Annotated in this window: 46 protein-coding genes and 1 pseudogene; 24 read left to right on the top strand and 23 right to left on the bottom strand. The window is 49.8% G+C overall.

All coding sequences use genetic code 11. The features are described from left to right. Window position 1 precedes the first annotated feature (1 nt). Both pgtB and pgtA read left to right on the top strand, forming a co-directional pair. On the top strand, window positions 2–1,996 hold the full coding sequence (gene pgtB, locus OGV65_RS22900; RefSeq protein WP_170973721.1) for a two-component system sensor histidine kinase PgtB: 1,995 nt from the start codon (window positions 2–4) through the stop codon (window positions 1,994–1,996). Then, window positions 1,986–3,233, top strand: coding sequence for a two-component system response regulator PgtA (gene pgtA, locus OGV65_RS22895; protein ID WP_200046896.1), 1,248 nt, complete (start codon window positions 1,986–1,988; stop codon window positions 3,231–3,233). The genes pgtB and pgtA overlap by 11 nt, the downstream gene beginning before the upstream one ends. A gap of 104 nt (window positions 3,234–3,337) precedes the next feature. Here the strand turns inward: pgtA and OGV65_RS22890 are convergent, their stop codons facing one another. Further along, window positions 3,338–3,877: a DUF2058 domain-containing protein gene (locus OGV65_RS22890; protein ID WP_016153886.1), complete on the bottom strand. Its 540-nt coding sequence runs from the start codon at window positions 3,875–3,877 to the stop codon at window positions 3,338–3,340. A 374-nt stretch (window positions 3,878–4,251) separates the two neighbouring features. Between OGV65_RS22890 and OGV65_RS22885 the strand changes: the two genes are divergently transcribed. Further along, on the top strand, window positions 4,252–6,150 hold the full coding sequence (locus OGV65_RS22885) for a methyl-accepting chemotaxis protein (protein WP_016153885.1): 1,899 nt from the start codon (window positions 4,252–4,254) through the stop codon (window positions 6,148–6,150). A gap of 66 nt (window positions 6,151–6,216) precedes the next feature. Here the strand turns inward: OGV65_RS22885 and OGV65_RS22880 are convergent, their stop codons facing one another. Beyond that, on the bottom strand, window positions 6,217–7,248 hold the full coding sequence (locus OGV65_RS22880; protein WP_286455514.1) for an isoaspartyl peptidase/L-asparaginase family protein: 1,032 nt from the start codon (window positions 7,246–7,248) through the stop codon (window positions 6,217–6,219). A 317-nt stretch (window positions 7,249–7,565) separates the two neighbouring features. Between OGV65_RS22880 and OGV65_RS22875 the strand changes: the two genes are divergently transcribed. Then, window positions 7,566–8,192, top strand: coding sequence for an ECs1377 family protein (locus tag OGV65_RS22875; RefSeq protein ID WP_053389554.1), 627 nt, complete (start codon window positions 7,566–7,568; stop codon window positions 8,190–8,192). Between the two features lie 139 nt (window positions 8,193–8,331). Here OGV65_RS22875 and OGV65_RS22870 read toward each other — a convergent pair whose 3' ends face one another. From OGV65_RS22870 to OGV65_RS22770, 21 genes and pseudogenes are all read right to left on the bottom strand, one after another. Then, window positions 8,332–8,532, bottom strand: coding sequence for a helix-turn-helix transcriptional regulator (locus OGV65_RS22870; RefSeq protein WP_023294204.1), 201 nt, complete (start codon window positions 8,530–8,532; stop codon window positions 8,332–8,334). Between the two features lie 136 nt (window positions 8,533–8,668). Next, complete coding sequence (locus tag OGV65_RS22865) at window positions 8,669–8,911, bottom strand: hypothetical protein (protein WP_286455484.1); 243 nt, start codon at window positions 8,909–8,911, stop codon at window positions 8,669–8,671. A 9-nt stretch (window positions 8,912–8,920) separates the two neighbouring features. Beyond that, entirely contained in the window at window positions 8,921–9,160 is a 240-nt protein-coding gene (locus OGV65_RS22860; RefSeq protein ID WP_063941940.1) for a DUF4222 domain-containing protein, read from the bottom strand. Then, window positions 9,123–10,205: a DNA cytosine methyltransferase gene (locus OGV65_RS22855; protein WP_286455483.1), complete on the bottom strand. Its 1,083-nt coding sequence runs from the start codon at window positions 10,203–10,205 to the stop codon at window positions 9,123–9,125. Before OGV65_RS22855 ends, OGV65_RS22860 begins: the two co-directional genes overlap by 38 nt. Further along, window positions 10,205–10,417 carry a TraR/DksA family transcriptional regulator gene (locus OGV65_RS22850; RefSeq protein ID WP_286455482.1) on the bottom strand — a complete coding sequence of 71 codons (213 nt, stop codon included), beginning with the start codon at window positions 10,415–10,417 and terminating at the stop codon, window positions 10,205–10,207. Before OGV65_RS22850 ends, OGV65_RS22855 begins: the two co-directional genes overlap by 1 nt. 97 nt (window positions 10,418–10,514) lie before the next feature. After that, window positions 10,515–10,733 carry a hypothetical protein gene (locus OGV65_RS22845; protein WP_234105019.1) on the bottom strand — a complete coding sequence of 73 codons (219 nt, stop codon included), beginning with the start codon at window positions 10,731–10,733 and terminating at the stop codon, window positions 10,515–10,517. After that, window positions 10,730–11,281, bottom strand: a complete 552-nt coding sequence (locus OGV65_RS22840) for a phage N-6-adenine-methyltransferase (protein ID WP_286455481.1) — start codon at window positions 11,279–11,281, stop codon at window positions 10,730–10,732. The genes OGV65_RS22845 and OGV65_RS22840 overlap by 4 nt, the downstream gene beginning before the upstream one ends. Further along, entirely contained in the window at window positions 11,278–11,736 is a 459-nt protein-coding gene (locus tag OGV65_RS22835; protein ID WP_286455516.1) for a hypothetical protein, read from the bottom strand. The genes OGV65_RS22840 and OGV65_RS22835 overlap by 4 nt, the downstream gene beginning before the upstream one ends. Next, entirely contained in the window at window positions 11,733–12,356 is a 624-nt protein-coding gene (locus OGV65_RS22830) for a YqaJ viral recombinase family protein (RefSeq protein ID WP_286455480.1), read from the bottom strand. The genes OGV65_RS22835 and OGV65_RS22830 overlap by 4 nt, the downstream gene beginning before the upstream one ends. After that, window positions 12,353–12,661, bottom strand: a complete 309-nt coding sequence (locus OGV65_RS22825) for a hypothetical protein (RefSeq protein WP_175542024.1) — start codon at window positions 12,659–12,661, stop codon at window positions 12,353–12,355. Before OGV65_RS22825 ends, OGV65_RS22830 begins: the two co-directional genes overlap by 4 nt. A gap of 5 nt (window positions 12,662–12,666) precedes the next feature. Further along, window positions 12,667–12,856, bottom strand: a pseudogene (locus OGV65_RS22820) (hypothetical protein). 2 nt (window positions 12,857–12,858) lie between these two features. Then, a complete protein-coding gene (locus OGV65_RS22815; protein ID WP_286455479.1) occupies window positions 12,859–13,155 on the bottom strand; it encodes a host-nuclease inhibitor Gam family protein in 297 nt (98 codons plus the stop codon). 93 nt (window positions 13,156–13,248) lie between these two features. Further along, on the bottom strand, window positions 13,249–13,452 hold the full coding sequence (locus tag OGV65_RS22810) for a hypothetical protein (RefSeq protein ID WP_286455478.1): 204 nt from the start codon (window positions 13,450–13,452) through the stop codon (window positions 13,249–13,251). 9 nt (window positions 13,453–13,461) lie between these two features. Next, on the bottom strand, window positions 13,462–13,668 hold the full coding sequence (locus OGV65_RS22805; protein WP_047500189.1) for a phage encoded cell division inhibitor protein: 207 nt from the start codon (window positions 13,666–13,668) through the stop codon (window positions 13,462–13,464). Further along, a complete protein-coding gene (locus OGV65_RS22800; protein WP_185655151.1) occupies window positions 13,665–13,823 on the bottom strand; it encodes a hypothetical protein in 159 nt (52 codons plus the stop codon). The genes OGV65_RS22805 and OGV65_RS22800 overlap by 4 nt, the downstream gene beginning before the upstream one ends. Then, a complete protein-coding gene (locus OGV65_RS22795; protein ID WP_286455477.1) occupies window positions 13,820–14,074 on the bottom strand; it encodes a DUF7446 family protein in 255 nt (84 codons plus the stop codon). Before OGV65_RS22795 ends, OGV65_RS22800 begins: the two co-directional genes overlap by 4 nt. Before the next feature lie 169 nt (window positions 14,075–14,243). Beyond that, window positions 14,244–14,402, bottom strand: a complete 159-nt coding sequence (locus OGV65_RS22790) for a hypothetical protein (RefSeq protein WP_286455476.1) — start codon at window positions 14,400–14,402, stop codon at window positions 14,244–14,246. Window positions 14,403–14,457: 55 nt separating this feature from the next. Then, window positions 14,458–14,652 carry a hypothetical protein gene (locus OGV65_RS22785; RefSeq protein ID WP_286455475.1) on the bottom strand — a complete coding sequence of 65 codons (195 nt, stop codon included), beginning with the start codon at window positions 14,650–14,652 and terminating at the stop codon, window positions 14,458–14,460. A gap of 52 nt (window positions 14,653–14,704) precedes the next feature. Then, window positions 14,705–15,148, bottom strand: coding sequence for a hypothetical protein (locus OGV65_RS22780; protein ID WP_286455474.1), 444 nt, complete (start codon window positions 15,146–15,148; stop codon window positions 14,705–14,707). Between the two features lie 41 nt (window positions 15,149–15,189). After that, complete coding sequence (locus tag OGV65_RS22775) at window positions 15,190–15,513, bottom strand: antitermination protein N (protein WP_286455473.1); 324 nt, start codon at window positions 15,511–15,513, stop codon at window positions 15,190–15,192. A 441-nt stretch (window positions 15,514–15,954) separates the two neighbouring features. Further along, window positions 15,955–16,644, bottom strand: coding sequence for an XRE family transcriptional regulator (locus tag OGV65_RS22770; protein ID WP_101701389.1), 690 nt, complete (start codon window positions 16,642–16,644; stop codon window positions 15,955–15,957). Between the two features lie 97 nt (window positions 16,645–16,741). On the opposite strand from OGV65_RS22770, the gene OGV65_RS22765 reads away from it, so the two are divergent. From OGV65_RS22765 to OGV65_RS22670, 20 genes are all read left to right on the top strand, one after another. Further along, the gene (locus OGV65_RS22765; RefSeq protein ID WP_048224852.1) at window positions 16,742–16,954 is read left to right on the top strand and encodes a helix-turn-helix domain-containing protein; all 213 of its coding nucleotides are present in this window, start codon (window positions 16,742–16,744) and stop codon (window positions 16,952–16,954) included. 120 nt (window positions 16,955–17,074) lie between these two features. After that, on the top strand, window positions 17,075–17,374 hold the full coding sequence (locus OGV65_RS22760) for a CII family transcriptional regulator (protein WP_049040445.1): 300 nt from the start codon (window positions 17,075–17,077) through the stop codon (window positions 17,372–17,374). 33 nt (window positions 17,375–17,407) lie between these two features. Continuing rightward, window positions 17,408–18,013 carry a GIY-YIG nuclease family protein gene (locus OGV65_RS22755; RefSeq protein ID WP_286455472.1) on the top strand — a complete coding sequence of 202 codons (606 nt, stop codon included), beginning with the start codon at window positions 17,408–17,410 and terminating at the stop codon, window positions 18,011–18,013. Next, window positions 18,006–18,893 carry a hypothetical protein gene (locus OGV65_RS22750; protein WP_286455471.1) on the top strand — a complete coding sequence of 296 codons (888 nt, stop codon included), beginning with the start codon at window positions 18,006–18,008 and terminating at the stop codon, window positions 18,891–18,893. The genes OGV65_RS22755 and OGV65_RS22750 overlap by 8 nt, the downstream gene beginning before the upstream one ends. Window positions 18,894–18,895: 2 nt before the next feature. Next, window positions 18,896–19,747: an ATP-binding protein gene (locus OGV65_RS22745; RefSeq protein WP_129397286.1), complete on the top strand. Its 852-nt coding sequence runs from the start codon at window positions 18,896–18,898 to the stop codon at window positions 19,745–19,747. After that, complete coding sequence (locus OGV65_RS22740; RefSeq protein WP_286455470.1) at window positions 19,744–20,154, top strand: hypothetical protein; 411 nt, start codon at window positions 19,744–19,746, stop codon at window positions 20,152–20,154. Before OGV65_RS22745 ends, OGV65_RS22740 begins: the two co-directional genes overlap by 4 nt. After that, window positions 20,151–20,393: a hypothetical protein gene (locus OGV65_RS22735; protein WP_286455469.1), complete on the top strand. Its 243-nt coding sequence runs from the start codon at window positions 20,151–20,153 to the stop codon at window positions 20,391–20,393. Before OGV65_RS22740 ends, OGV65_RS22735 begins: the two co-directional genes overlap by 4 nt. Before the next feature lie 70 nt (window positions 20,394–20,463). Continuing rightward, entirely contained in the window at window positions 20,464–20,868 is a 405-nt protein-coding gene (locus tag OGV65_RS22730; protein ID WP_286455468.1) for a phage protein NinX family protein, read from the top strand. Between the two features lie 39 nt (window positions 20,869–20,907). After that, window positions 20,908–21,435, top strand: a complete 528-nt coding sequence (locus OGV65_RS22725; protein WP_286455467.1) for a hypothetical protein — start codon at window positions 20,908–20,910, stop codon at window positions 21,433–21,435. Next, the gene (locus tag OGV65_RS22720) at window positions 21,432–21,755 is read left to right on the top strand and encodes a hypothetical protein (RefSeq protein WP_286455466.1); all 324 of its coding nucleotides are present in this window, start codon (window positions 21,432–21,434) and stop codon (window positions 21,753–21,755) included. The genes OGV65_RS22725 and OGV65_RS22720 overlap by 4 nt, the downstream gene beginning before the upstream one ends. Then, window positions 21,755–22,033 (top strand): hypothetical protein, encoded by a 279-nt coding sequence (locus OGV65_RS22715; protein ID WP_286455465.1) that lies wholly within the window; start codon window positions 21,755–21,757, stop codon window positions 22,031–22,033. The genes OGV65_RS22720 and OGV65_RS22715 overlap by 1 nt, the downstream gene beginning before the upstream one ends. Window positions 22,034–22,036: 3 nt before the next feature. Continuing rightward, entirely contained in the window at window positions 22,037–22,345 is a 309-nt protein-coding gene (locus tag OGV65_RS22710) for a hypothetical protein (protein ID WP_137361862.1), read from the top strand. 3 nt (window positions 22,346–22,348) lie between these two features. Continuing rightward, on the top strand, window positions 22,349–23,062 hold the full coding sequence (locus OGV65_RS22705) for a DUF551 domain-containing protein (RefSeq protein WP_286455464.1): 714 nt from the start codon (window positions 22,349–22,351) through the stop codon (window positions 23,060–23,062). Continuing rightward, window positions 23,062–23,316 (top strand): hypothetical protein, encoded by a 255-nt coding sequence (locus OGV65_RS22700; protein ID WP_268064897.1) that lies wholly within the window; start codon window positions 23,062–23,064, stop codon window positions 23,314–23,316. Before OGV65_RS22705 ends, OGV65_RS22700 begins: the two co-directional genes overlap by 1 nt. Next, window positions 23,309–23,584, top strand: coding sequence for an ASCH domain-containing protein (locus tag OGV65_RS22695; RefSeq protein ID WP_219988195.1), 276 nt, complete (start codon window positions 23,309–23,311; stop codon window positions 23,582–23,584). Before OGV65_RS22700 ends, OGV65_RS22695 begins: the two co-directional genes overlap by 8 nt. Before the next feature lie 205 nt (window positions 23,585–23,789). Continuing rightward, on the top strand, window positions 23,790–24,245 hold the full coding sequence (locus OGV65_RS22690; RefSeq protein WP_286455463.1) for a YbcN family protein: 456 nt from the start codon (window positions 23,790–23,792) through the stop codon (window positions 24,243–24,245). Further along, window positions 24,245–24,535, top strand: coding sequence for a DUF1364 domain-containing protein (locus tag OGV65_RS22685; protein ID WP_151225680.1), 291 nt, complete (start codon window positions 24,245–24,247; stop codon window positions 24,533–24,535). Before OGV65_RS22690 ends, OGV65_RS22685 begins: the two co-directional genes overlap by 1 nt. Next, window positions 24,532–24,894 carry a crossover junction endodeoxyribonuclease RusA gene (gene rusA, locus OGV65_RS22680; protein ID WP_286455462.1) on the top strand — a complete coding sequence of 121 codons (363 nt, stop codon included), beginning with the start codon at window positions 24,532–24,534 and terminating at the stop codon, window positions 24,892–24,894. Before OGV65_RS22685 ends, rusA begins: the two co-directional genes overlap by 4 nt. Next, entirely contained in the window at window positions 24,891–25,037 is a 147-nt protein-coding gene (locus tag OGV65_RS22675; protein ID WP_003833635.1) for a YlcG family protein, read from the top strand. Before rusA ends, OGV65_RS22675 begins: the two co-directional genes overlap by 4 nt. Beyond that, a complete protein-coding gene (locus OGV65_RS22670) occupies window positions 25,034–25,723 on the top strand; it encodes a bacteriophage antitermination protein Q (protein ID WP_286455461.1) in 690 nt (229 codons plus the stop codon). Before OGV65_RS22675 ends, OGV65_RS22670 begins: the two co-directional genes overlap by 4 nt. The last annotated feature ends 360 nt before the right edge of the window (window positions 25,724–26,083 follow it).

The following is a 26,083-nucleotide window of genomic DNA, read 5'->3' as shown; positions in this document are numbered from 1 at the left end:
GATACTGCAACGCCTGCGCCAGCTCAGCATCAGCAGCAGCCTGCGGGGAGCGTTTCTGACGGGCGCATTACTGACGTTGAGCGTAAGCTGCGTCAGTTTGTACTCCTGGCATGAGCAGAGCTCGCAGATACGCTATTCACTTGATGATTACTTCCCGCGCGTACATTCCGCTTTTTTGATAGAAGGAAATCTCAACCTGGTTGTGGATCAGCTTAATGAATTCCTGTTGGCCCCCAACACCACGGTGAGGCTGCAACTGCGCAATCAAATTATTTCTCATCTGGACAAAATTGAGGTGCTGAGCCGGGGATTACAATCGGCAGAACAACAGCAGTTGGCGGTGATTTTGCAAGACAGTCGGGCGCTGATGGCGGAGCTGGACCGGGTGCTCTACAACATGTTCCTCGTGCGCGAAAAGGTGAGTGAACTCTCCGCGCGCATCGACTGGCTACATGATGATTTTACTACCGAGCTGAATTCGCTGGTGCAGGATTTTACCTGGCAGCAGGGGACGTTGCTGGATCAAATTGAGGCCAAAAACGGCGATGCGGCGCAGTATCTCAAACGTGCCAGAGAAGTACAAAACGAGCAGCAGCAGGTTTACACCCTGGCAAGAATTGAAAATCAGATCGTGGATGATTTACGCGACAGGCTCAATGAACTGAAGTCGGGTAGCGACGACGGAATGCTGGTGGAGAATCATATCCGCTATCTGGAGAACCTGAAGAAAACGGCGGATGAAAATATCCGTACCCTCGATGACTGGCCCAGTACTATCACCCTGCGGCAAACCATTGATGAGTTACTGGAAATCGGGATGATGAAAAATAAAATGCCCGATACCATGCGCGATTATGTCGCCGCGCAAAAAGCGCTCGTTGATGCTAACCATGCCAGAGAGGCAACGCTCGGGCGCTTTCGAACACTGCTTGAGGCACAGTTGGGGAGTAGCCATCAGCAAATGCAGATGTTTAACCAGCGGCTGGAACAAATTGTTCGCGTCAGCGGTGGACTTATTCTGCTGGCGACGCTGCTGGCGCTACTTCTCGCCTGGGGGCTCAACCATTACTTTATTCGTTCGCGTCTGGTGAAGCGTTTTACCGCTCTCAACCAGGCCGTGGTGCAAATTGGTCTTGGCAGAACGGATGCCACCATCCCGGTTTATGGGCGCGATGAACTGGGGCGCATCGCAGGATTGCTGCGCCATACTCTGGGCCAGTTGAGTGCGCAAAAAAATCAGCTTGAGCAGGAAGTGACAGAGCGCAAGGAGATTGAGTCCGATCTCCGGGCAACGCAGGATGAACTGATCCAGACGGCAAAACTGGCAGTGGTGGGACAGACCATGACCACGCTGGCGCACGAGATTAACCAACCGCTGAATGCGCTGTCGATGTACCTGTTTACGGCGGGAAGGGCAATTGAACAAGGACAATCCGCTCAGGCCAGAAGTACGTTAACCAAAGCGGAGGGGCTGATTACCCGTATTGATGCCATTATCCGTTCGCTGCGTCAGTTTGCACGTCGGGCCGAGCCGGGTGCGCCTTTGCATCCGGTCGATCTGCGACAAACATTCAGCGCCGCCTGGGAACTGTTGGCCATGCGGCATAAGCCTCAGCAGGGTACGCTGACGCTTCCAGCCCAGAGTGTATGGGTGACAGGTGATGAAGTGCGTATTCAGCAGGTGCTGGTAAACGTACTGGCAAATGCGCTGGATGCCAGTCCGACTGGCGCGCAAATAGAGGTTCACTGGCAGGCTGAGGGCAGCCGATTGTGCGTCTTTGTCTGTGATAACGGCCCCGGCTGGCCTGAGGCGTTATTGCCATCACTGTTAAAGCCGTTTACCACCAGTAAGGATGTGGGGCTCGGTATTGGCTTATCGATTTGTGTATCGTTAATGGGGCAAATGAACGGCGAACTGCGCCTGGCGTCGACACCGGGGCGTAATGCCTGCGTCGTTCTGCAATTTAATCTGACGGATGTAAACGATGTTGTGTGATGACTATTCTGTTCTGCTGATTGATGATGATGCCGATGTTCTCGACGCTTACACTCTGTTGCTTGAACAAGAGGGGTACCGTGTCTATGCATGCAATAACCCTTTTGATGCCCGAAACTGGCTGCAGGCCGACTGGCCGGGGATTGTTCTGAGCGATGTGTGTATGCCTGGCTGCAATGGAATAGACCTGATGACGTTGTTTCATCAGGATGATAATCAGCTCCCTATCCTGCTAATCACCGGGCATGGCGATGTCCCGATGGCGGTGGAGGCAGTAAAGAAAGGCGCATGGGACTTTCTGCAAAAACCGGTCGACCCCGGCAAACTGCTGTCTCTGGTAGAGGATGCGCTGCGTCAGAGACGATCCGTGATTGCCCGTCGCCATTATTGCCAGCAAAAGCTTCAGGTTGAACTGCTCGGCTACAGTGACTGGGTCAATCAGTATCGTCAACGTCTGCAACACCTGGCGGAAACGGATATTGCCGTCTGGTTTTATGGCGAGCCGGGAACGGGACGTATGACCGGAGCCCGGTATTTGCATCAGCTTGGGCGCAGCGCTGATGGGCCGTTTATCCGCGGTGAACTGACGCCCGGGAACGCGGGACTACTCAATGACCTTATTGCACAGGCGCAAGGAGGAACGCTGGTCCTGAGCCATCTTGAGTGCCTGACACGTGAACAGCAGCACCATCTGGTGCATCTGCAAAGCCTGGAGCGGCGTCCGTTTCGTTTGATAGGCATTGGTGACACATCGTTAGTGGAACTGGCTGCAACCAACCAGATTGTGGCCGAACTCTACTACTGTTTTGCGATGACGCAAATCGGTTGCCAGCCGTTGTCACAGCGTCCGGATGATATTGAGCCGCTGTTTCGTCATTACCTGCAGAAAGCCTGTCTGCGCCTGAACCATCCCGTGCCCGAGGTTGAAGGGGAGTTACTGAAAGGCATGCGGCGTCGCGTGTGGTTAAGTAATGTCCGGGAACTGGCGAATGCCGCCGAGCTTTTTGCCGTTGGGCTACTCCCGCTGGCTGAAACCGCGAATCCGCAACTGCATCTGCCTGAACCAACACCGCTCGATCGGCGGGTTGAAGAGTACGAGCGACAGATCATTACTGAAGCGCTAAATATTCATCAGGGGCGCATTAATGAAGTGGCGGAGTATTTACAAATCCCGCGTAAAAAATTGTATTTACGCATGAGAAAATACGGGCTGAGCAAAGAACACTATAAGTTTTAGTCGCCAGGATTGGGGGAGAAGGGACGTCGAGAGTATTTCGGTGGCGGCGTTGGCGTTCACCGAAATAGGCAACGGAAGTCCAGGTGATTATCTGGTTGTTTTTCTTACCACATCAAATCATCAGGGATGACAAAATCAGCATACGGATCGTCTTCGTCCTTCGCTTCCTGGCTCAGCTCGCAATTTAAAACAATATAACTTGCATCGCGCTGCGCAATCTTGTCGGCGACGACAGCCGGGATAATGGCGTATTCGCTATCGTTGCCGCTTTCAGCCGTCAGTCGGGCAATGGCCAGACGGCCCTTGATCAACTGAGACTGAGTCACCTTATCAACATAGACTTTTTTGATCAGGTTATTATCAGTAAAGTTGTAACCAATATCGCCACGGGTAATGGTTATTTTATTCATTTCAATCAGTTGCTTGATCTGCGCTTTATATTCTTTAGACAGCGCGGCCTGTTTCTGCTGTTCGCTGAGCTGCTTGTCGCGCTCAATTTGCGCTTTTTTATTCTCTTCAACCGCTTCTCTGGCTTCGCGAGCCTGAACGCGCGATTTCTTCGCCGTTCTTTGCACTTTGGCCATTTTTTTGCTGCTGACCAGACCTGCCTTAAGCATCTGTTCTTGTAGGGTAAGTTTTGTCATCGTCGCTTCTAATCCAATAAAATCGTTGTCAGGATTATAACCTTAACGTTCGGCGGGATGCCAGAAAATGGCCGTGCCACGACGGTTATCTCCAGTAGGCGTCACCGTTCTGTGTCTTACTCCCTTTCCGAATCGTGTTGATAGTTAACCCGTTTTTTAATAAGAAATAATATGCTGAATGATTTAACTAACTTGAGGATAGATATCATAAATACAAATATTCCAGTGATTTATCCTGATTGTCATAATCAAATAGAGTTATTTTGGCAGGTATTTAATCTAAAAAACAATCAGTTGTCTCTTGATCAAATTTAAAGTGCAGCCTCATTGCGCCGATAACCATAATGAAAATATGGACAATGGAGGGAAGTGGTATGTGGTGGGTTTATCGAATGCCGATGAAAATGAAGTTAATAATCGCGCTACAACCACTATTATTGGCGTTATGTTGGTTTGCTGGTTCAGGAATATTGACGCGCATTGAGACAGAACGGCAGATGGAAAATATTGCTCAACTGACAGCGCTCGCGCGTAGTGCCGGAAATGTGGTGCATGAGCTGCAAAAAGAACGGGGAATGAGCGTCGGATTTCTGGGGGCTGAAGGGAAGACGTTCAAAGATGAGTTAACCGCACAGCGGGCTTTAACCGATCGCGAGATCGAGGTCTTTGTGCGTTCACTGTCCGATACTGCATTACCAGAAGGGGATGCCGCCAATTCTGTCACCACGTTCAAGAAAAACATTCTGTCGCTTGCCACCATCCGGGAAAACGTCACGCGATTGGGGCTTCCGGCCTCAGATGTCGTTAAGTTTTATACTAATGTCATTGCTGATGTGCTGAGTTTTGTGGGCAGGTTGGGACAGTTGACGGATTCAGGCGAGATGGCGAACGCATTCGCCGCCTACTACAACTTGCTGAATTTGAAAGAACAAGCAGGTATTGAACGCGCGCTGCTGTCAAATATCTTTTCCTCCGGTCATTTCGCCGAGGGGCAGTTACATCAACTCAGTGATGTCGTCAGTAAACAGAACGTCTGGCTGGCACAATCGTTGCGTCTGAGCCCACCGGAACAGGCAGCCATGCTGGAAAGCCGCTTACAGTCCACAGAAGCGTCAAAAGCCCTCTCATTACGCGAAACCGCGTTTAGTCATGCCGCGAACGGTGGATTTGATGTCGATCCTACTGTCTGGTTCAAGGTTCAAACCCAGCGTATTGAAGTGATGCGGCAGATAGAAGATGTGACGGCGAATCTTCTGTTAGCGAATGCGGAAAAACTCGCGCAGGATGCACGAAAAAACTGGCAAATATATATGATTGTCAGCTTGTTAGCGCTCCTGGCATCATTGGCGTTCGCAGGGGCTATCGCTATCAATATGCATCGTCAATTTAGTGACACGCTCCGCAAGATTGCGGGTATGAACGGCGATCTGACTCAACGACTGGCGACCCCGGGGAAAGATGAGCTTTCCTCACTTAATCGCGCCTATAACACGATGCTGGAAAGTATTCAGCATATCGTCCAGGAGATTAAACAAGGCTCCGTGGTTTTATCCGATGCCAGCAGCAGTATTACGGCGGGTAATCAGGACCTGGCCCAACGCACGGATGAACAGGCAGCATCAATAGTACAAGCGGTGGCCAGTATGGAACAGCTCTCCACGACGATTACGCAAACGGCAGACAATGCCCGCGAAGCGGAGCATCTGACAATCAGGCTGGAAAAAGAGGTCCGCCAGGCCAGTAACGTCGCCAGTGCGGCAAATCAAAGCATGGGGGATATTCGCTCTTCCAGTGAGAAAATCTCGAATATTGTGACCTCGATTGACGATATTTCGTTTCAGACTAACTTGCTGGCGCTGAATGCGGCAGTGGAAGCTGCACGGGCAGGAGAGATGGGCAGGGGGTTTGCGGTTGTCGCCAGTGAAGTGCGAAATCTTTCGCAGCGTTGTGCCAAAGAAGCTAATCAGATCCGCGAGCTGGTCGCGCAGAATATGGTAAAAATTAGTGAGGGTGTTGAGCGGGTTACGGCGTCCGCTACCGCGCTAGAAGCCGCGGCGGACAATACCACCAGCATGAAGCAATATATTGCGGATATCGCTCGTGTAGCGACGGAACAATCGCAAGGGGTAACTCAGATTAACCTGGCACTGCGACCTATGGAGCAGGTCACGCAGCAAAACGCGGCGTTGGTTTCTCAGGCCGCGAGCGACAGCCAGCGCCTGGACAATCTGTCTGTCACCATGAAGGATCTGGTCAATCGTTTTGTTGTCTGACCTGACGCCGTTTAACCGACCCGGACAACATACCGGGTCGGTTCATCCCCTGGCGGGGAAATAGTATTAACGATAAATGGCTACAACGGGTTTTCCGTCATCGCCTATGGTTCCCCGGTACATACCTTCAGAGTTGAAGGACATGGTGTAATTACCGGCTTTATCAAGCACAATTACTCCACCGCTGCCATTCAGCGCCTTAACTTCATCCAGAGCATTCTGCGCTGCGTCTTTTAAAGGGGTATTGCGGTATTTCACCTGGGCTGCAATGTTATACGCGGTCAGCGTGCGGATAAACATTTCTCCTGAGCCGGTTGCGGATACCGCCACGGTTTCATTGTCGGCATAATTTCCTGCGCCAATGATAGGTGAATCCCCCACACGTCCGTAACGTTTGTTGGTCATTCCGCCTGTAGATGTTCCGGCAGAGAGATTACCGTCTTTATCCAGAGCAACAGCGCCGACAGTGCCATATTTATAGTCATACATCATTGGGTCAGCGAACAGGGCAGCGCTCTTTCCATCGTGATCAAGGAGCACTTTTTCTTTTTTGATTGCATTCTGTAATTGCTGCCAGCGAAAATCTGTTTTGAAATAAGCAGGATCAACGGTTGCGAGTCCCTGTTCTTTTGCAAAGGTATCCGCGCCTGTCGAGACCATGAGGACGTGCGGGCTTTGAGTCATAACGGCATACGCCGCATTAATTGGGTTTTTAACCGTGGTTACACCGGCAACGGCACCGGCTTTTCGGGTTTTCCCATCCATAATGGACGCATCCAGTTCATTGCGGCCATCGTGGGTAAACACGGCACCTTTACCTGCATTGAAGAGAGGAGAATCTTCCATCACATTAATCGCTTTCTGAACGGCTTCCAGGCTGCTACCGCCTTTATTCAGAACCGCATAACCTGCATTCAGAGCTTCAGTGAGTTTTTCTGTATACTGCTTTTCCTGTTCTGGTGTGATGGTATCTTTTGTAATGGTACCGGCACCACCATGGATCACCAGCCTTATCGGCGATTGCGCGTCTCCCCATGCGGGAGCTGTCAGTAAGGTACAAAGGGTCAAAGTAGCGATACTGGTCTTGATTCTGATCATATGAATAAATTCCTTTTTTCTGAGTGATGAATCATTTCCGATAATGTTTCTCATTACCGGTATTAATCAGCCTGTTTATGGAGAACTTATTCCTGACAAACTGGCTAAAGATTAATCATGGCTATACTTCAATAATCATAATTTTGGTTAATTGATTTTAGTCAAAATATATTTTTAATGATTGATTTATCAAAAAATGAAGCGTTTCCGCAGTAGTTTCTATCATTCCACTGACCATACTCGCGGGCTTCCGGTTGCAGTCTGTCGCTGGTAAAGTGAGCAACCAATACCGAGATGTGGCCAGAAGGGAATTCCGAGTGACCGAACGTATTGATTATCAGACTGAAAAATACAGCTTTACTGAGGCGACTGAAAGTTCCCGTCTGGCTGGCCAGTGGGCTGATGTTATTGCTGAATGTCGGGAAATGAAGGCGGGTCCGGAAGAGCGTCTGCGTATTGCTTTATTGAATGTGGACTATGTGACCAGCTTTGAGCTGCCTTTCCGTTTGTTATTACTCCGTACCCCGCAACTGATTGCCAGCGTTCGTGAAGAGCTGCAGCTTAGTCAGAAAAACGTAATCTTTAACGGCAAACGCTTTGGTTGTGTTTACAGCCTGAAAGCGAGTCTCGGCGGGATACCGGATGAATTTCAGTACCGCCTGTCGCATCGTATTCGACGCATTAATCGTGCAGGTTCAAGCGAAGCGCCATATCAGCAAATTGCTAAAACGGTAAAAGCACCGCGTGAGCGTCTGAAGCTGGCACTGGAATCAGGCCTTGATGTCACTGCTTTGGACGGGCTTTTCTGGTTTGGTAGCCAACGTATTGCTGCTGACGTACTGAGGCTGAGAAAATCAGGGATGCGGATAGCTACTGAGCAGACAATGGTGTCCGATAATCTTACTGCAACGGTGAGGAATGTACCGTTTTATCGCCTGGCTTAGGGATGAACTGACAGGTAAATGAAAGGATTTTAGCCGGATGCATTTAATTAAAAGTGTCCCCTGCATACATCGAATTGGCATGACAGGGGATTGTATAGAAAGGGAATTTTTAGAAGTGGATTCTATTTTACCCGCAATTTTACCCATCGAGGCGGCTTAAGAGCTTTTGTTTGAACTCGCAGTGTTCACTATATAGCCATCTGGCGCGGCCGTGGATGAGTTTGCTTTTTGGCAGGGTGCCGTCTTTGATGCGGTCATAGATGAAGGTCTTTCCGAAACCAGTATCTGCCATGATGAATTTCAGATCAACCAGTGAATCGGGCTGTAATTGGTGTTGCATGGGTTTCATCTCCGGTTTGGAAATCGAACCTGGAAGCCAGGCAAAAAGAACCCGGCACTATGGCCGGGCAAATGGGGGATAACGTGGCAGTGCATTCGCACCCAATAGCCAGCTCATAACTGGCTATCAGTTGCGTTCAGTATGTTAGCAATTCGACTTTCCTCATGATTTCTTCAGCAATAGGCTCCTCAACACGGTCGTTAAACTCAGAGGCCTCTAAAATTTCCGCGATAGATTCTTTCTCGTCCTCAGTAAAGAAGTCATCGCGATAGTCGCTCCATGCCGCAGCAACAACTCGACCACCGGCAATATCCATATCGGCGCTAACTGGCGGTTCCTTGCCATCCTCATACTCAACGACGAAAGTCATCTTCCCCATACTCTCTCCTCATGCCGCCCGCATAGCGCGGAGGCGTTTTAAGTGTTCTGCTGTTTCCAGTTCGGCGCGTATCTGTGCCGCCTCGTGTGGGTCGAGGTGCTCGAAATCATTGTTAAAGCGGTCGATTGAAGCGGTGTTTATCCGGCCCTGTCTCCAGTAGCGGACTATTTCTGATGTGACGGAATGAATTATTACGGGCCAGTTATGCTGGTCAGCGTATATCTGACCCCGTTGAATTAGCTGGAACATTGGCAGTCTCCATGTAAGCACCAATGAAAGCGGCTGCCGCCTGCGCGTTTATAGCGTTACCGTAACCCTTAAGTCGGCCTGTGCGATTGCGGCCTGCCATTGCTCGTAATGAGGACTTGCCGTGTCCCAGGCTTTTGGCAAACCTTGCAACCAGCGGGAATGTGCCGGATTCAACTGGACGCCATTGCCCATCTCGACAAAAGAGCCAGTCCGCATCTCGCCAAAAACCGTTAACCTCAAGGGGCCTGCTGTGTAAGCCTGGCGTGGTAACTGATCCAGCCGTTCCTTTCCATCCCGCTGTGCCGTCATTCCCGAAGTGTCTTTCCAGTCGCGAGTTGTTGGCGTCACCCATCCCGCAAGCAGAACCGAGCCCGGTAGTTTCAGGCAGACTTTCGGTGACCCGTCCTGATTTTTCCCGCTGTAGCAATGAGTCGATCCCGTTGAATCGTTCGCCACCGGCGTTTGCCAGCCCGTCAAGCGAACCACTTCGGAGACATGTTGCAATCCGCGCTTTGTTTCTGGCTGCGGATTCGTGTTCGCTACTGGCGTGGGCCACCCAGTAAGCTCGCTCTCTGATGTGCGGCGCACCGACGCCCGCAGACGGAAACGGAGTAAGCCCGAAGGCGTATCCCATTCCTTCCAGGTCTGCTTGTACAAGGTCGAACCATACATTTGCGTTACCAGCTGCAACCTGTTCGCCAAAGACGTGCTGAGGCCTGCGCTCGCTGATGAGATGGAAGAAGGCTGGCCAAAGGTGCCGCTCGTCAGCAAACCCATCGCCTTTGCCTGCCGCGCTGAAAGGCTGGCACGGACAGGAGCCTGTCCAGACTGGTTTATCGTCGGGCCATCCGGCAAGGCGCAGGGAATGCGACCAGACGCCAATCCCGGCGAAAAAGTGGCATTGGGTAAATCCTTTGAGGTCGTCAGGTGTGACATCTTCAATACTCCGTTCATCAACTTCACCCGGAGCGATATGTCCGCCGGCGATAAGATTTCGCAGCCACTGCGCAGCGAAAGAATCAATTTCGTTGTAATAAGCGGACATCACATCCTCCGATTCCGTCTCTCTGCATCATCCTGGCAACTAACGCACATCGTGCATCCCGGATATGCTTTCCGGCGAGCATCCAGTAACTTGTCACCACACTCCTCACAGTGCGTAGCTGATACTGCTGAGTGGTTGAGTCTGTGCATGCTCAGTGCCGCTTCACGCTGTAAATCTTCAAGCGTTGATGCGTTATCGATAATGTCAGCCATAGTCAGTGCTCCATGAACTGTCGGTTAATTCGGTTGAAGGTGAACGCGAGAAAATAAAAAGGCCGACATAGCGACCTTGTGATTCGTTTAGTTAGCGTCATGATTCCACTCCGTACCGGCCCGTCATCCGACCGATGCTGCTAACGAATGCCACCAGGCTGATACCAAGCGGCGCAATTTTCTGGTGATGCTTCTTGATGATCGGCGGAACGACTGCATTCCATTTCGGCTTAGGCCTGCATTTCAGTGCCTGCTGAATCTCTGCCACGCATTTACGTCCCTGTGCTCTCACTACGTTGTTTTGCTCTGGTGTCACGCTGCCTCCCGGCGAGCGAGAAGTTTCGCTCCGAAAGTCATTAATTCGTCCCGTTCCACAGTTGCGAAGTGGCAGTGTGTACGCGGGTACGGATGCCAGATAATGAGCATCGACCCTTTGTTGTTGCCGCTTACAGGCTTACCGGTGACCGGGTTGATAAATGCCAGTCGCCCGGCAGTGATGAATCGCACCTCGCTGGCAGACTGAATAGCTTCCCGGAACCAGCCAACCGATGTGTCAGCTGGAACCAGCATGACGGTGCCGATCTGGTTCTTGCTCTCCGCTGCGGCTTTCTTCACGAACGGTGTGATGTCGCTGTATGGCGGGTTCAACCATGCGTAGCCTGGGGTCTGCATATGCTCGAACCACGGCGTTTCCAGCGTGTTCTGCTCGGCGGTGATGAACTTTCGACACAGTGTATTGTGCGGCGCGGCGGCCGCGTCCAGTTGAAAGCAGAACTCAGCATCCAGCGCGGTGAAGAGTGCCGGTGGTGTGCGCCACAAATCACGCTGATCCGCTGGCGTGTTGCTTCCGGTGTAATCGGTCATGAATCCTCCCGTTCAGGATTTCTTACATCCCATCCATTCCGCTCAATATTCACAGACAGCCTCTTATCTCCGACCTCTTCGATACTCCGACCGGTAATCTCTGTTACTTCTGCGTTGGTGTAGCGCATGAGTATTGCTAACTCTTCCGTTGACCATTCACGCATAGTTAATCCTCCGGAGCGGGCCAGCGCGTCACGCTTGCTTCTGACTGAGTAAATGGAGCGACCAGTTGCCGTGGCTATCTCTTCCTCTGAGAACCTGCCAAAGAGATGAAGCTCGGCGGGTGTCCATGCTCTTCCGGTCATTCGAGATGGTAGTGGTGCTCCGATACGCGATGCCTGAGTGACTATGGCGCGTTCCGTGCGCTCAAGCTTTTCGGCGATAATGGGCAGGGGCATTGTTTTGCAGACGTCATGCAGGAACAGGTTTTCCCACGGTTGCCAAAGTTCGCTCATGAAACCTCCATGATTCTCTTTTTGGTTTCTGCTACGAGATTTATGAAGTCAGCACGACGCGAACGAAGCCTTTCTATTTCTTCTGCGCATTCACTGGCTGTGAGGCGATATACGGCGAGTTGTTTACCGTCAGGGAAGTCTGAGCAATAACTTACAAAGTCCACCCACTGGCGACCTGAGCAATCCAGATGACCGATTAGCTGCCACTTGTAAGCCGGATCAAATGAACCGCGTGTTATGGTGGAGTAATGCGTTGCGGCGATAACTGATTTAATCTCGATGACGCCATCAACGCCAATAAGGCCATCAGGGCTATCGCCATAGACTTCATGATCAAAGAAGCCGCCATTATCTACATCGACGAAATTCATTTCCTCGTATAGCATCCTTGCTATGGGTTCCTGTTCGTGCCCGCGCTCCATGTGCTCATTGGTAAAGCTGAACTCAGACTTACATCCCTTAATCTGCTCCAGTGCAAGTTGAAGGGCATAGCGCTTGGCAGGTTCGCCAAACGCCTTACCGTCATTAGCCATGATTATTCCGTAATTGGATGCAGTGGCCTTCCCAAGCCTTAACGCATCCCATTCATCGCCATTCTGCTCAACGTCATGCCATATCATGCTGAACACTCCTTAATTAGCTGTTGACGATGCGCCTCTGAGATATCCATTCTCGACATCACAGCGGTAAGATTCCCATCACGCTTAAACGCTGCTTTGGCGTTGTTCCATGCCTGAGTTTTGTCCGGGGTGAGCGATGGCTTTGTTACTCGCGCTGGACTGATACGCAGCCCCTCTACGGACTCCTTGCCGAATCGAACATTCTTATCAACAAACACGGTAACTTTGACGCCAGCCCAATCTTCCAGAAACGGGGATCCGGTAATGCTCTTCAGCATCTTGCTGTTGGTGGCATTAAGAATCATGGGCTTTAATTTTTCCCCAGGTCGCAGCTCTTTTTCTTCGAAATAAGCTGTGTTGAAAACGTCTTTTGTCTTTTTGGTTTTGTCGTTTTCGAGAACTGCGCGGGAGATGGTGAGAATGGTTGGCTCGACGATATCTGCACTACTTAGATAAGGCGAATCAAATGCCTTTCTGTAATGAGTTTTCTGTTCGCTCATCGTTACTGTTCCTCATCAATATCTGTTTGGTGATTGGCGATTGTCTCTGCCATGTAGCGAATAAATTCGGCGGCCTTTTCCTGAAACTCGACGTCATCATCGAACGCTTTTGAGATGGCCATCTTGCTGGCTCCGCGTCGTTGCAGTTCGTCAACGCACAACGACTCCAGCTTGCTCTGTGGCAATCCTTTCTCAAGGTCATTAGCCAGTTCAGATTCACACTCTTCTCTGGCTATTTGCTGATAATGGCGCGTCCAGTTCTGCGCCTCGATACGGTCTTGAACGAGATATGCAGCCATAATCGGCTCCTGAAATTTGGTTGTGCGCTTCCCGTCTGCGATAGCCGGACGAGTAGGGGGAATGGGGGTGTGGATTGTGTATTTGAAGCGGTATTAAATTTCGCGGATTAACTCGAAATCACCGCAAGAAGAATCGCTAACTACTGGGGATCGTACTAATACAGCATCCATATCGCCCCAATCTCTGCGTAATTGTTTATTTGATGGCAACTGTCTACCCAGGGCCTCAAACACTACAGCGCTGTCAAAATCGAATTTTGCACGACCATCCATAACGAAATATTCAAACTCTTGCATAACTACCCCTCAATGACTCAATCCACCACCAAGCCCACTGAGATAAACCTCAACGAGCAACTCTTTCGTATAAGTGCGCTCACATCCGCGATGGAGGTACAGCTTCCCGCGCTTATGTGCTGATGCTGTCCATGTCGCATCTTTGTGCTTAACCAGCATTCCTGGCTGAACAGCGCCGCGGTTAACTTCCTGCGTTCCGTAATGATGTAGGCTCATGATTTACCCTCCACTTGCTGCAATAACCCGGCAATGCGCATCTGCCAGCGGTTCATTGTGATTTTCTCGCGAGGTTTATCGACTGATGAGAGTTGCCACTCGTTGTCGTTGAGTTTTGATGCGTGGTACTGCTTGCCGTTGTGGGTGACTGTCATGACTTAGCCTCCTGCTTTTCTTTGATGTCAGCGCGGAGGTGAATTTCACGACCATCGGGAAGTGAAAATACTTTTATGTCGTCGGTCTTCGCGAGGTAATGAGCTGTGGCATGAAGAACCTGGTCAGTAACATCAAACTTCTCGCCAACAAATTTCATTGCGCCAAAAGCAAAGTTCTTTGCTGGCTTTGCTCTGCCAGCGTATATGCGGTTGGTAAGTCCGCTGCGATTCACCATGATTGGATTGCTCATAATCATCTCCGCGCTTAAGCCGCGCCGCTGAACGTAAAGACCTCTGCATGCAATTTTCATCGCTGCATAACATTAAGCGGTGGATAGCCGCCGTGATAACAGAGCACCCTAGTGAAGGCGCTGTGGTATCAGCAATAAAAAACCCGCCGGAGCGGGTCTTAAATTTCAGTCAGTCTTTGATGAACTCATCCGTTACAACCGATCGCTCCCCCGAATACAGAACAGCGCCATCAACTTCAACGACGATAACTGCATGCGGATTAGCGTTATCGTTAAGCCATTTGATAACCTGCTTAACTGCTTCTTCGAAACTTTGACTCTCTTCCATCGCCTTACCCTCTGTTTGTATCGTGAGCTAATAAAAAGGCCGCCAGTTAGGCAGCCTACTCAATCTCTTCAATAGTCACACGGCACACTACGGCGTAGCGCTTTACCGGGTCACCATCAGCATCATCTGGCTTAAGATAAGCGTCTCTCGCAATCACATAACCAATAATGTCTTCAACACCAGACAGTGATGGTTTAGATGTAAACCACCCCTCCGTGGTAATAATTGCTATCGTTTCCGCACCGTCCATTGCCTCACCTCATAAGTTAATTAACGCGCCGTAACAAAAAGAAAAGGCCGCGCTAGGCGACCTTGACCAGATCAGAGAACGTGCTTCGCCACATGTGACCGCCAGTCAACCCGAGGTCTTTTGCTAATGATGCGAGAGCCTCAAGCTTGTTATCTCCGAATCCCGCTGGCGATTCCTGCAAGTTCACGAAATCAGACTTATGCGCACACCAGGCATTTCCATCTTCTTTCAACGTTACACCCACGACACTGGCAAACTTGTCAGCATCATCGTTTGTGCAGTTCCACTTGCCAGCCAGTTCTTCGACGCGTGACTTATTAGCGCCAAGGGCGAGAGATTCAACCAGAAGCTCCCATGCTGTTCTGCGGTCTTTCACATCTAATGGCCACGAACAAACCGCAAAGTCAGAATCGCGAATATCGACAATCGCATCAGGTGATGGCTTATAAATCAGATCGCCGTTCTGGTGCAGGTAGTACCAACCATTTGTGCTCATTTTGTTACCCTCAATAAAGTTAATTAACGCGCCGTAACCGATTAAATCAGTGGCGTAGATTTGCCGCGGGATTTCTGCACCGCATGGATTTTGTTTCCGAACGGGTTCGCATCTTTGTACCAGGTGCGATGATTCTTGCGCTCAACGGCTTCAGCGCGTTTTTCTAGCTCTTCCCGATACTCAGCCAGCACCGTTAAATCAATTGGGTTCACAGCGCTTTCTACGCGTGATTTCGGCTTGCGAGTCAGCGACAGAACGGGGCGACTATCTGGCTTAGCGCTTACCCCAACTAACAGGGGATTAGCAGCTTTCCATTCAGCCTGTTTCTCTGCGCGGCGTTCGCGGCGGCGTGCTTGTGCATCCATTGTGGATCTCCTGTCAGTTAGCTTTGGTGGTGTGGTGAATGTGGAATCGAACCACAAAATCCGCTGGTCTTTTCGCTTGGTTGATCATGCCAAGCACCATCGACTTACTAACAGGTGGCAGCGCCGCAATTCCCGATTGATGTTCGATGCCTGCGAATCAGTTCCTGTTTCACCACACCCCAAAGCTTTCTGCTTTGAATGCTGCGCTTTTTCAGCGCCAGATTTTTAAGAGCTTCACCGTCCTGGTGAGTAGTGCGTCCTGCTGATGGGATTAATGTATGCGTTATGCGCAAATGCGTCAAGCGCATATTTATGGCAATAAGGGGATTTACGCTTTAAATTAATTTATGCGTATGATTCAAAAGGAATTAAAAAATTTACTGATATTGCTTAAGACACAAAAAAACCCGCCGGAGCGGGTTGTTGGTATGAGATTTTGTGTTAACCGTGTCTGCGGAACTGCTGTGACTGGCTTAGCATTACTCTACCAGACACGTGAAGCATCGCAGCTTCTTCAGGGCTTATGCTCCACTCTCTATACTTTGGATTGTCCGAGATCACGAACAGATCATTTTTAACTTTTTGAAGACGTTTGACGAAAGTGTCACCATTGAAATCAAAAACGTAAATACCATCGCCATCGAAGTAATTGACTCTGATATCCACAAAAATCAAATCGCCTGGCTCAATGGTTCCTTGCATGCTATCGCCGCGAACGTTGATAAGCTTCACCGATTTTTGAGGGATGCTGCCAAATATAGACTTAGCCTGGTCAACGTCATACTCAATTGATCGGACAACCTCCACAATATCTTTTGATGGCGAGCCATTGCCTGCGCTGGCGGAAACGTTAAGAACATCAACCCTATACACATCCTTTTCCTCTCGACTGCTTAGGGAATCTATACTGTATGAATCTACAGTATTTTCCTCGTCATCGGAAGAGAATAGTACAGCTACAGGAACATCGAGAGCTTTCGCTATTTTTCTTAGGAGCTGATCACTATACCCTTGAATCCCACGCTCAAGGCGTGAAAGGTTACCGACGTCGCTATCTACAAGAAGCGCCATCTCATTCAATGTGTATTTATTTTTCTTCCTAAGAAGTCTTATCTTTTCACCTACTTTCATATCTTCATTAGAAAACATTTATGCGTCCTTCGCAAAGCGCCTTGCGCAAAATTTGCGGATGGATTAATATGCGTCTAACGCATTATGGAGGTGCAATATGTGTACACCACTTAGAAAAATGCGCGTAGAGAAAGGTCTGACAATTTCTGAAGTTTCCAAAATGACAGAAATTGATGTAGGAAACCTGAGCCGAATTGAACGCGGTATGCAGGTTACATCTCTGGAGACAGCTGAAAAGTTGTCCAAGTTCTTCGAAGGGAAGATCTCCGAGATGCAGATTCTCTACCCGCATCGGTATATGGCAGCCTAAGCAACACCCGCTCTTATCACATCTAAGCCCTGAAAAAGGGCGATTCAAAACAACAAGTCTTATGGCTCTGCGTGTCTGCGCATGGCCTTTAACTATTTCAACACACTAGGAATTTAACAAATGGAAAACTCAATTAACCGCAACAAGGTCAATGCCCGTCGCATTGAGTCCTGGTTGCTTAACCGTATCGCTATGAAAGGTGGCAACAACGTAGCTAAAGAGATCGGCGTCGATAAGGCACAGATAACCCGCTGGAAAGAAACGTGGCTGCCGAAGATGGCAATGCTGCTGGCAGTTCTGGAATGGGGTGTCGTTGATGACGATATGGCGCGGTTGGCAAGAGAAGTAGCTGCGGTGCTCACAAAGAAAAAATCCCCGGCGGCAACCGAGGATTCAGATCAAATCACCATGCAATTCTGAGTCGAATAACTGGATCAATTCACAGGAGTAATTATGACACCGATAGAGCTGTGGTTGCAAGAACCACCCGTCAGCGATGAGTTGGATTTTCCTGAAGGGTATTCTCCTCGCGGATGGGTTTATGTTCTTGAGAACGAGGCAATGCCTGGCCTCTATAAAGTGGGAATGACAACAAACAGTCCCGATAAAAGAGCTGCTGAGCTTTCTGGCGGAACTGGCGTTCCGAAAAAATTCCACGTTGTTAAAGCATTCAGAACACAGCATCCGGAGAAGCATGAGGCAGAAATTCATCGGCTTCTTGCGAGATTCAGAATTAATGACGGCAGGGAGTTTTTCAAATGCAAGATCGAAAAAATCATTCACATCTGCAGGTCAGTCATCCCTGACGGTGATGCCAATAAAGTCAATGACCTCATCGACAAATATAACGTCATAACCTTCGAAAAATTCAAAGATTTACGTCCTGCTGACGTTCTAAGCCAATTAGGTATAACTCATTTTGGGGATAGCGAGGCCGCTCTAATTCGCTTGGCTATGTTCGGATCAGAAGTGGTACGGCATTTAACTCGCGATGGGGGATCTGTTGTCTTCTTCGATGCGCAGTTCACTCTTTTAACTCCCGGAGATAACGATGGCTAGATCCAGAAATATCAAACCCGGCTTTTTCACAAATGATGAACTGGCCGAATGCTCTCCATATGCTCGCCTACTTTTCGCCGGGCTGTGGACAATTGCAGACAAAGAAGGGCGGCTGGATGATCGCCCTAAAAAGGTTAAAGCAATGGTACTGCCTTTCGATGATGTGGACTGCAATGATCTGCTTCAGCAGCTTCACAGCCACAAATTCATCAACCGCTATCAGGTAAATGGCGACTCATACATCCAAATAAATAACTGGAAGAAGCACCAGAACCCTCACTGCAAAGAAGCTGCTAGTGAGATACCAGAACCGGTAGAGAACAATGACAGCACCGGACAAGAACAGTGCAAGGACGACAAAGAGGAAGACAAGAAGGATACTGAAGCACCTCAAGTCATTGAAAATAATGAAGCACCAGAAAAGCACCATGCAAGCACAGTGCAAGAACCAGTAGAGAACAATTTAAATCCTGCTGATTCCCTTAACCTGATTCCTGATTCCCTCATCCCTCATACTGATTCCCTTTCTAACACCCAAGCCGCTGACGCGACTTGCGAAGGGTCTGAGGCTGATGTCCATAAGATTTCAAGTCGCTATGCATTCGAAGGAAATATCGTTCGGTTAAACCACAAGGACTACGAAGCCTGGAAACGCCTGTATCCGAACATTGACCTGAAGTACGAACTGGAAAAGCTGGATATCGAATTTAGCCATGAGAAGCCAAAGAACTGGTTTATCACTGCCAGCCAGAAACTTAGCTACCAGAACAAGCAAGCGCTATCCAGACCGGTACGCAAGGTTGCTAATGGCCTTCAGTCTGAAGGTTTTGCGTCGAAGGACTACGGAAAAACAGAAATCCCATCCTGGGCTCAGGAGTGAACATGACACTGGACGAAAAGATTTTCTCTCTGGAAAAGATGCTTTCAGAGCTATCGCAGCCACCGTTAGAAATCCCAAACAGCACTGTTGAGTTTGATGATGCCACCTGCGAAATACATGGACCGTTCCAACAGCGCCGTCGCGTATCGACTACGCATATCAAAATACCAACTGTCCCGTCTCGTTGCCCGGGTTGCATTCGAGATGAGCTAATCGAACTACAGGCTGAAAAAATCCGCATCGATGAGGCATCTCGCAAGAGAAATATCGAAATGCTGATGGAGGCGTTAGACATACCAAGCCGTTTTTTGTTCTGCACCCTACAGAACTACGAGCCAGTAAACGACGATGCTCAACGCGTTCTGAAAGTCTGCCAGGCGTACGCTAACCGATGGCCTGAGCGATTGAAGAAAGGCGGTGGACTCGTTATGTGTGGCAAGCCTGGAACCGGCAAGAACCATCTCGCTTTTGGTATCGCCAGGATCGCCATTGCCGAGCATCAAAGCTCAGCCGTATTCACCACCGCTCTGAAAATTGCCAGAGAGTACAAATCAACCTGGTCGAAGGGCTCAACGCGCACTGAAGACGATGTGATCCGCTACTTCACAAAGCCAGACCTGCTGATCATCGATGAGGTAGGGGTCCAGTTCGGTAGCGACGCTGAGAAGCTGATCATGTTCGAAATCATCAACACTCGATACGAGCGCATGAAGCCAACCATCCTGATTAGCAACCAGACCAAAGAAGAACTGGCGGCATTCATTGGTGAGCGCGTCATAGACCGTATGAGCGACGGCGGTGGTTGCACACTGTCATTCACCTGGGATTCATACCGTTCGAAGGGGGCCGCATGATGGACAGCTTAAAGCAACGCATTCTCGATTACGTAGCAGTTAACCAGCCCGCCAAGGTTGATCTGATTTACAAGGAGCTTGGCATCTGCCGTAACCGGTACTACGAAGAGGCCAAGCAACTCCGGTTCATGGGCAAGCTGCGCAGCGTACCGGGTATCGGCGTATTCCCCGGTGAAGATTCTTATCAGCACTGGCTGAAAAGTGGTGGCTACGAAGAAATCAGGCAACGCGCTGTCGATGCAAACCTTAGTAGCCAGGAAGCGAAGGGGATGAAAAAGCCGCGCAACAGCGACGACCCGAAGATGTTCGCACCATACGACCCGGCGAAGAATGGAGTCGTGGCTGAGTTCATGCAGAGCGATGCGAGAAAGCGAATGATGATGGTTTACGGGAGGTTAGGAGCATGAGCACTGAATACCTGATTTATCAGATAGAGTTTGGCAAAAAAATGTACCTGACAGACCTACCTGAAGATGACAACCCGCTGGGAGGTATAGGATTCCAGAGTAGCGACGACGGAACAATACCTAGCGCCGCCGGGACATGCCCAACCGAAGAGGATGCAAAGAAAGTTATTGCTTATCTGCGCGAGTCTATCGGAACCAGTTACAACCACTTTGGATTTGAAGAAAGGCCTGTCTCATGACTGAACCTTACATAGCAGAGCTATCTGCAAGCGTGGCCGTGATAGTCGGCCTTTTTTATGCCCGGAGGAAATGGTGAAAGTTAAAACATCCGATTTGGTCGGAACGCAATTAGACGTTGCCGTGGCATTAGCTCTTGGCGGCGTAATTACTCGACCACAAGACGCGCAGGTTTACCTGAATGAAATGCATCAGCTTTGCGGAGAAAGCGCCAAGAGGCATAGCCGATATGTTTTTTCTCCATCTACAGATTGGTCGCAATGCGGAGAGTTAATGGAAAGTCTGCCGGTAAGTTGCTACCAGTCAAAAGACCCAGCTACAGGAAAATTCTTTCACTGGGTGGGGGTCAATGAGTCTGGTCATCCTGCGAAAAGGCGAGGATTAATTGCAGATAACCCTAGGGTGGCAATATGCCGAGCCGTTGTGTTCTCAAAGCTCGGTGATGAAGTCGATTTACCAGACGAATTAACAAATTAACAGGCCTGCTTAGCGGGCCTTTTTTATGAGGGTAGGGTTATGAAAATTAAACGTTATGACATGTATGGACTTGGTGGCGGCCGATACACAATGAATGAGCATCTAACAGGGGCTTTTGTGCGCTACGCGGATCATGCAGAAGTTGATCGGGAACTCGAAGAATCCCGTCGAGAGTTCCGGGCAGCAGACGCGACTATTCACAATCTTGAGCTGAAACTCACAGACCTTGCAGTACAGCTCGCTAACGCCGAGAGCAAGTGCAGTGATCTGGCGGCGGAGAATGCGGGACTGAAAAATTTCATCATCAACGATTGTCATGTTGCACACGTCAAGCCGGAGACGTTCTACGAAGAGGAGATTATCCGTTACGTCAGCGCCGATGGTTACGAGCCAGAAACCCCAGCGACCGACGCGCACCTGGCTGAAGTGCGGGCCAGTGCGCGTAACGATTTTATCGGACGAATTGAATGGATTATTCGCAACGAATGCAATCCAGATAAGACCGAAGCAATCATCAATGAATTGCAGAATTTTTCTGAAGAATTGAAGTTGGAGGCAGCCCAATGACAGCACTCAACAAACAGGCGCTGCGTGAAGCGGCGATTCATGCCCAATCAAGTGATGACTGGGGATATGACGATGATAATTTTCACGACAAAGCAACACCTGATGCGGTATTGATGCTGCTGGATGAGCTGGAAGCCGAAAAGAACATGCGCGAAGCCGCAGAAAAGCGCATAGCAGAACTGGAGGAAAAGTTAGCCTATCCCGTTTTGCTGCCAAAAACAAACGGCTACTGGACTGAGCAAGAAAAGGCGTATGAAGAAGCCATTACGCTCGCTAAGCGTCAGGTTCGTCTGGCTGGATTCAGTGTGGAGGATATGTGATGGGAAAGCGAGACTTTAAGCCAGAAGGCGCAACCTGTTGGCAAGGTGGTAGTTGCACCCATCGCGGAGTGACTCGACGTAATCGTTATGTCACTGGTGGAGATGGTCGGAAATTTGAATCTTGTCCGTATTCTGACGACTGGTATGCGCTGGGTGACACTCTGGATTCAGTCGGGCAACCATACAGATATCGAGTCACTGGTGATAAAGTCACAGAAATTACTCAGTTCTTCGACGAAGCAATCCGCGACGCTGGCATTGGCGTGAAGGGGGAATGAGATATGAAAGAACTGAGATTTTATGGTGCAAGCGATGACCTTTTCGAATGTGAAGGTGCCATTCGCGAGGAAATTGGCTGCTTTAACAAACCTGGCATATATCACCTGAAATCTGCAGAAGGTGAAATGCAGGTAGTCGGTTATTACCTTGATTCTGGGCTGTGGAGTGTAGGCATCAGCCAAATTGCCGAAGACGTACCGCTGCCAACATGGCCTGCCTCGTACAGTGTTCATGAGCGTGGGTACAGCACGCTGCTGACGATTTCAGTACCTGATGATATTGCGCTGGTAATGCCAGATGATGAGGACTAACCCATGACAACTAACAACCACCCAGCGAACGGTCCTGTATCACTCGATCGCCTGCACCAGATACGCGAAATACTCAGCAAAGCGGCAGCGCAAAGCGATGGCGGTAATCTCGGCTACGCAATGGCTGATGCTGTGAAGGTGATTGATGAAGTTATGAGTATACCTGAAAAATTGCCATGCCCTGTTCATCTTGAGCCGGGTCTTAAATTCGGAAAAGGAGTGCCTACTAGTTTAGTTCTTGGAGCATTGCGTCGACGTGCTGACTATTACGCTGAACTGGAAACTATGACGCCGGAACAGCGAGCAGAGCATGACGCAGGGATTGCTGAGTTTAAAGCGATGCTGGGCAGCGCACATGGTAAATCTGATGATGAAATCGGCTCATGGAATAACCATGTGAATACACCTACCGCTCAGGCTGGCAACTCTCCGGCAACTCCGGATACATGGATTCCGGTAAGCGAGCGGATGCCAAACGATAAAGACTTTGTATGGTGTTGGGGATATGTCTCTGGGTGGACAGAATCAGATGGTTTTGAAGCTTACTACGATGCAACGAGAAACAAGTGGTGGACCGTAGATGACGAAACGGTTAGGAAGGTAACTCACTGGATGGAACTGCCAGCAGCACCGCAGCAGGAGGTGAAAGCAGCGCTTAAACATGGGATGCAGCGTTACGCCGGAGCTATGCAAAAACTGTCTGAAGGGGATAAGTGATGGCAAGGTTAACCTTCGTTATTGAGTTTGAAGACGGTAAAGAGCCTCCTGTACATGCTTACATGCAGGCGTTTGGAGGCAAGGTTGTTGCAGTGGCCTTCCGCGATGCGCTAAGCGAACAAGAAGAGCGCGAGCAGATAGTAAGCACCTATGAGCCGCTAAACACTATCCGTTGCTTTATCTGTAACGGTCGCCACCCAATCGGCGTTGCTTGCCCATTCAATACGATTACTTCGGCGGTTCAGCATGGCTAACCTTCAACTGGCAGTTAACGGTGAATACTTTGACCAGATGAAGTCTGGCGAGAAGAAATTCGAGTACCGGTTGCTGAATGACTACTGGCGAAAGCGCCTGGTTAATCGAGATTATGACAGATTGATAATCACCAGAGGTTACCCGAGAAAAGATGATACTGACCGTCGAATTGATGTGCCATATCTCGGATACCTTGAGCAGGTAATCACCCATAAACATTTTGGTGACGACCCGGTTAAAGTGTTCGCTATCAAGGTGAATATTTAATACTGGCGCAACGTCAAGCAACATTACCCACTCTCAAAATTAGTGTTATAATTATGTCGCAGTCGGATTGAGCACCCGGCTGTGACCTCTGCATCTGATTGGGAAATTAGATGCGAAACACAAAGAGTACGACCTACCATATGCCGTCAGCGTTATCTAATGCTGAGGGTTTTCTGCATTCTGCGTTACCTCTCGGAGGTGGCGTATGAATATCCCTGAGCAGGGAATCAAGCTGCATGCTGGCAACTTCGCCGCCATCGGTCAGCACCTGCAACCATATCTCAATGACGGCCAATGCTATCGCCTCCAGTTAAAGCCATGGAGAGAGAAACGTAGCCTTAGTCAAAATGCGCTTAGCCACATGTGGTACACGGAAATCAGCGAATACCTGGTTAAATCCGGACGCACTGACGCTACCCCTGAGTGGGTCAAGCGTAACCTCAAAAAGACATACCTCGGCTGCGAGGAAGTCACCTACACCGATTTCATCACCGGTGCCAAAGAAACCACCTGGGAACCTCGCCACACGTCTCAACTCGATACCGGAGAGATGCACATCTTCCTGTGCAAAGTCGAAGCGTGGTGCGCCCAGTTTGGTCTGGCGCTGACTATCCCAAGAAACTGCGAATTCCAACAATTGCGCGATAAGCAGGAGGCGTAATGGCTGATTTACGTAAAGCGGCACGTGGGCGTGAATGCCAGGTGCGGATCCCCGGCGTATGCAACGGCAACTCTGAAACAACCATCCTTGCGCATATCCGTCTTGCTGGCCTGTGCGGTACCGGAATTAAGCCACCAGACCTGATCGCAACTATCGCATGCAGCCGGTGCCATGATGAGATTGATCGCCGCACCCATCTGGTTGATGCGGAATACGCGAAAGAGTGTGCTCTGGAAGGTATGGCACGTACTCAGGTTATGTGGCTGAAAGAGGGGCTAGTAAAAATATGAATACTTATCGAATCAGCCTGGCATGGCCTCCAAGCAATAACCGCTACTACCGGCATAACCGTGGACGTACTCACATCAGCGAGGAAGGGAAACAGTATCGCGACCTGGTAGCTGAGGTTATCAAACAGGAAATGCTCGATATCGGGATCAACTCACCGCTGAAGGTTCGCATAGAGTGCCATATGCCAGATCGCCGCCGCCGTGATCTGGACAACCTACAAAAGGCAGCATTCGACGCGCTGACCAAAGCCGGGTTCTGGGCCGATGACGTTCAGGTCGTCGATTACCGCGTGGTGAAAATGCCGATCGTCAAAGGCGGTCGACTTGAACTGACCATTACGGAACTGGAGTCCGCATGACATTCGAATCCTACTTTGCTGATCACCTTCGTCTGCGCTGGACTCGGTTACGCATCTATCGCCACCCAGGTTCATTTGCTACGGACTACCGAATTTTACGCAATTACATCAGCCGCTATAAACCATCAGGAGCAGAAGCATGAATACTCAATACCTGCAGTTTGTACGCGAGCAACTCATTGTAGCGACTGCTGACCTGAGCGGAGCAACGAAAGGCCAGTTGGTGGCGTTTGCCGAGAATGCGATGTTTGAAGCGACACCGCGAAGCCGTTCTCGTCTGAAGGTGGTTAATCCTGCTAACGGTCGCCTGATGAATCCAACCAGCCCACCAATACCAGGGCATCAATCACGCGCCAAAGGTTCATCTATCGCACTGGTGCAACCGGTTGAGTATTCAACAGCATCATGGCGTCGCGCAGTGATGTCGCTCGATGAGCACCAGAAGGCGTGGCTTCTCTGGAACTATAGCGAGAATGTGCGATGGGAAAATCAGGTTTCGATCACTCAGTGGGCATGGGCAGAGTTCAAAGCGTCTCTTGGCACAAAGAAGGTAGCAGGAAAGACGCTGGATAGGATGAAGTCCCTTATCTGGTTAGCGGCGCAGGACGTTAAAGCAGAACTGGCAGGGCGAGAAACTTACGAATACCAGCAACTGGCAGAGCTTGTTGGCGTCACACCAAAGAACTGGTCTGAGACATTTACCGATCGATGGCTGGAGATGAAACGCACATTCATGCGTCTTGATAGCAGCGCCTTATTGCAAGTAACGCGATCACGTTCACAACAAAAGGCGACAAATTTAGATGTAAGTCTTGCAAAACTGGATTGAAAAGCATATATTTCATGTAAATCTGATATTGTGCCAATGTTGTATGCACTGGCGGTATCGAAGAATTAATAGCCTCGCAGAAATGCGGGGCTTTTTTATATCTGCACAACAGGTAATTGCATTGGGGTGACCGGTTAATCCCGTTACGCTAACCGAAACAGGCGCAGTGCAATTATCGTTGTGGTGAATGCGCAGGCTGATGCGCCATCCAGCACGCTCGTAGGGTCAGCTCAGAGCCCCATGCCGGAGTTCAGCACCGGCCACCACACACCAAATTCCAACCAGGACCATAAGAGCGAAAGCTCAACGCACTACCCTCATCTTGCCAGCATCGCCGCTGGCTTTTTTAAAGCGCATTAC

The organism is Citrobacter sp. Cb004 (genome assembly GCF_030337065.1).
Lineage (GTDB): Bacteria > Pseudomonadota > Gammaproteobacteria > Enterobacterales > Enterobacteriaceae > Citrobacter > Citrobacter braakii.
Note: the sequence above shows the minus strand (reverse complement) of the source record. Positions and strands in the feature narration are given on the sequence as shown.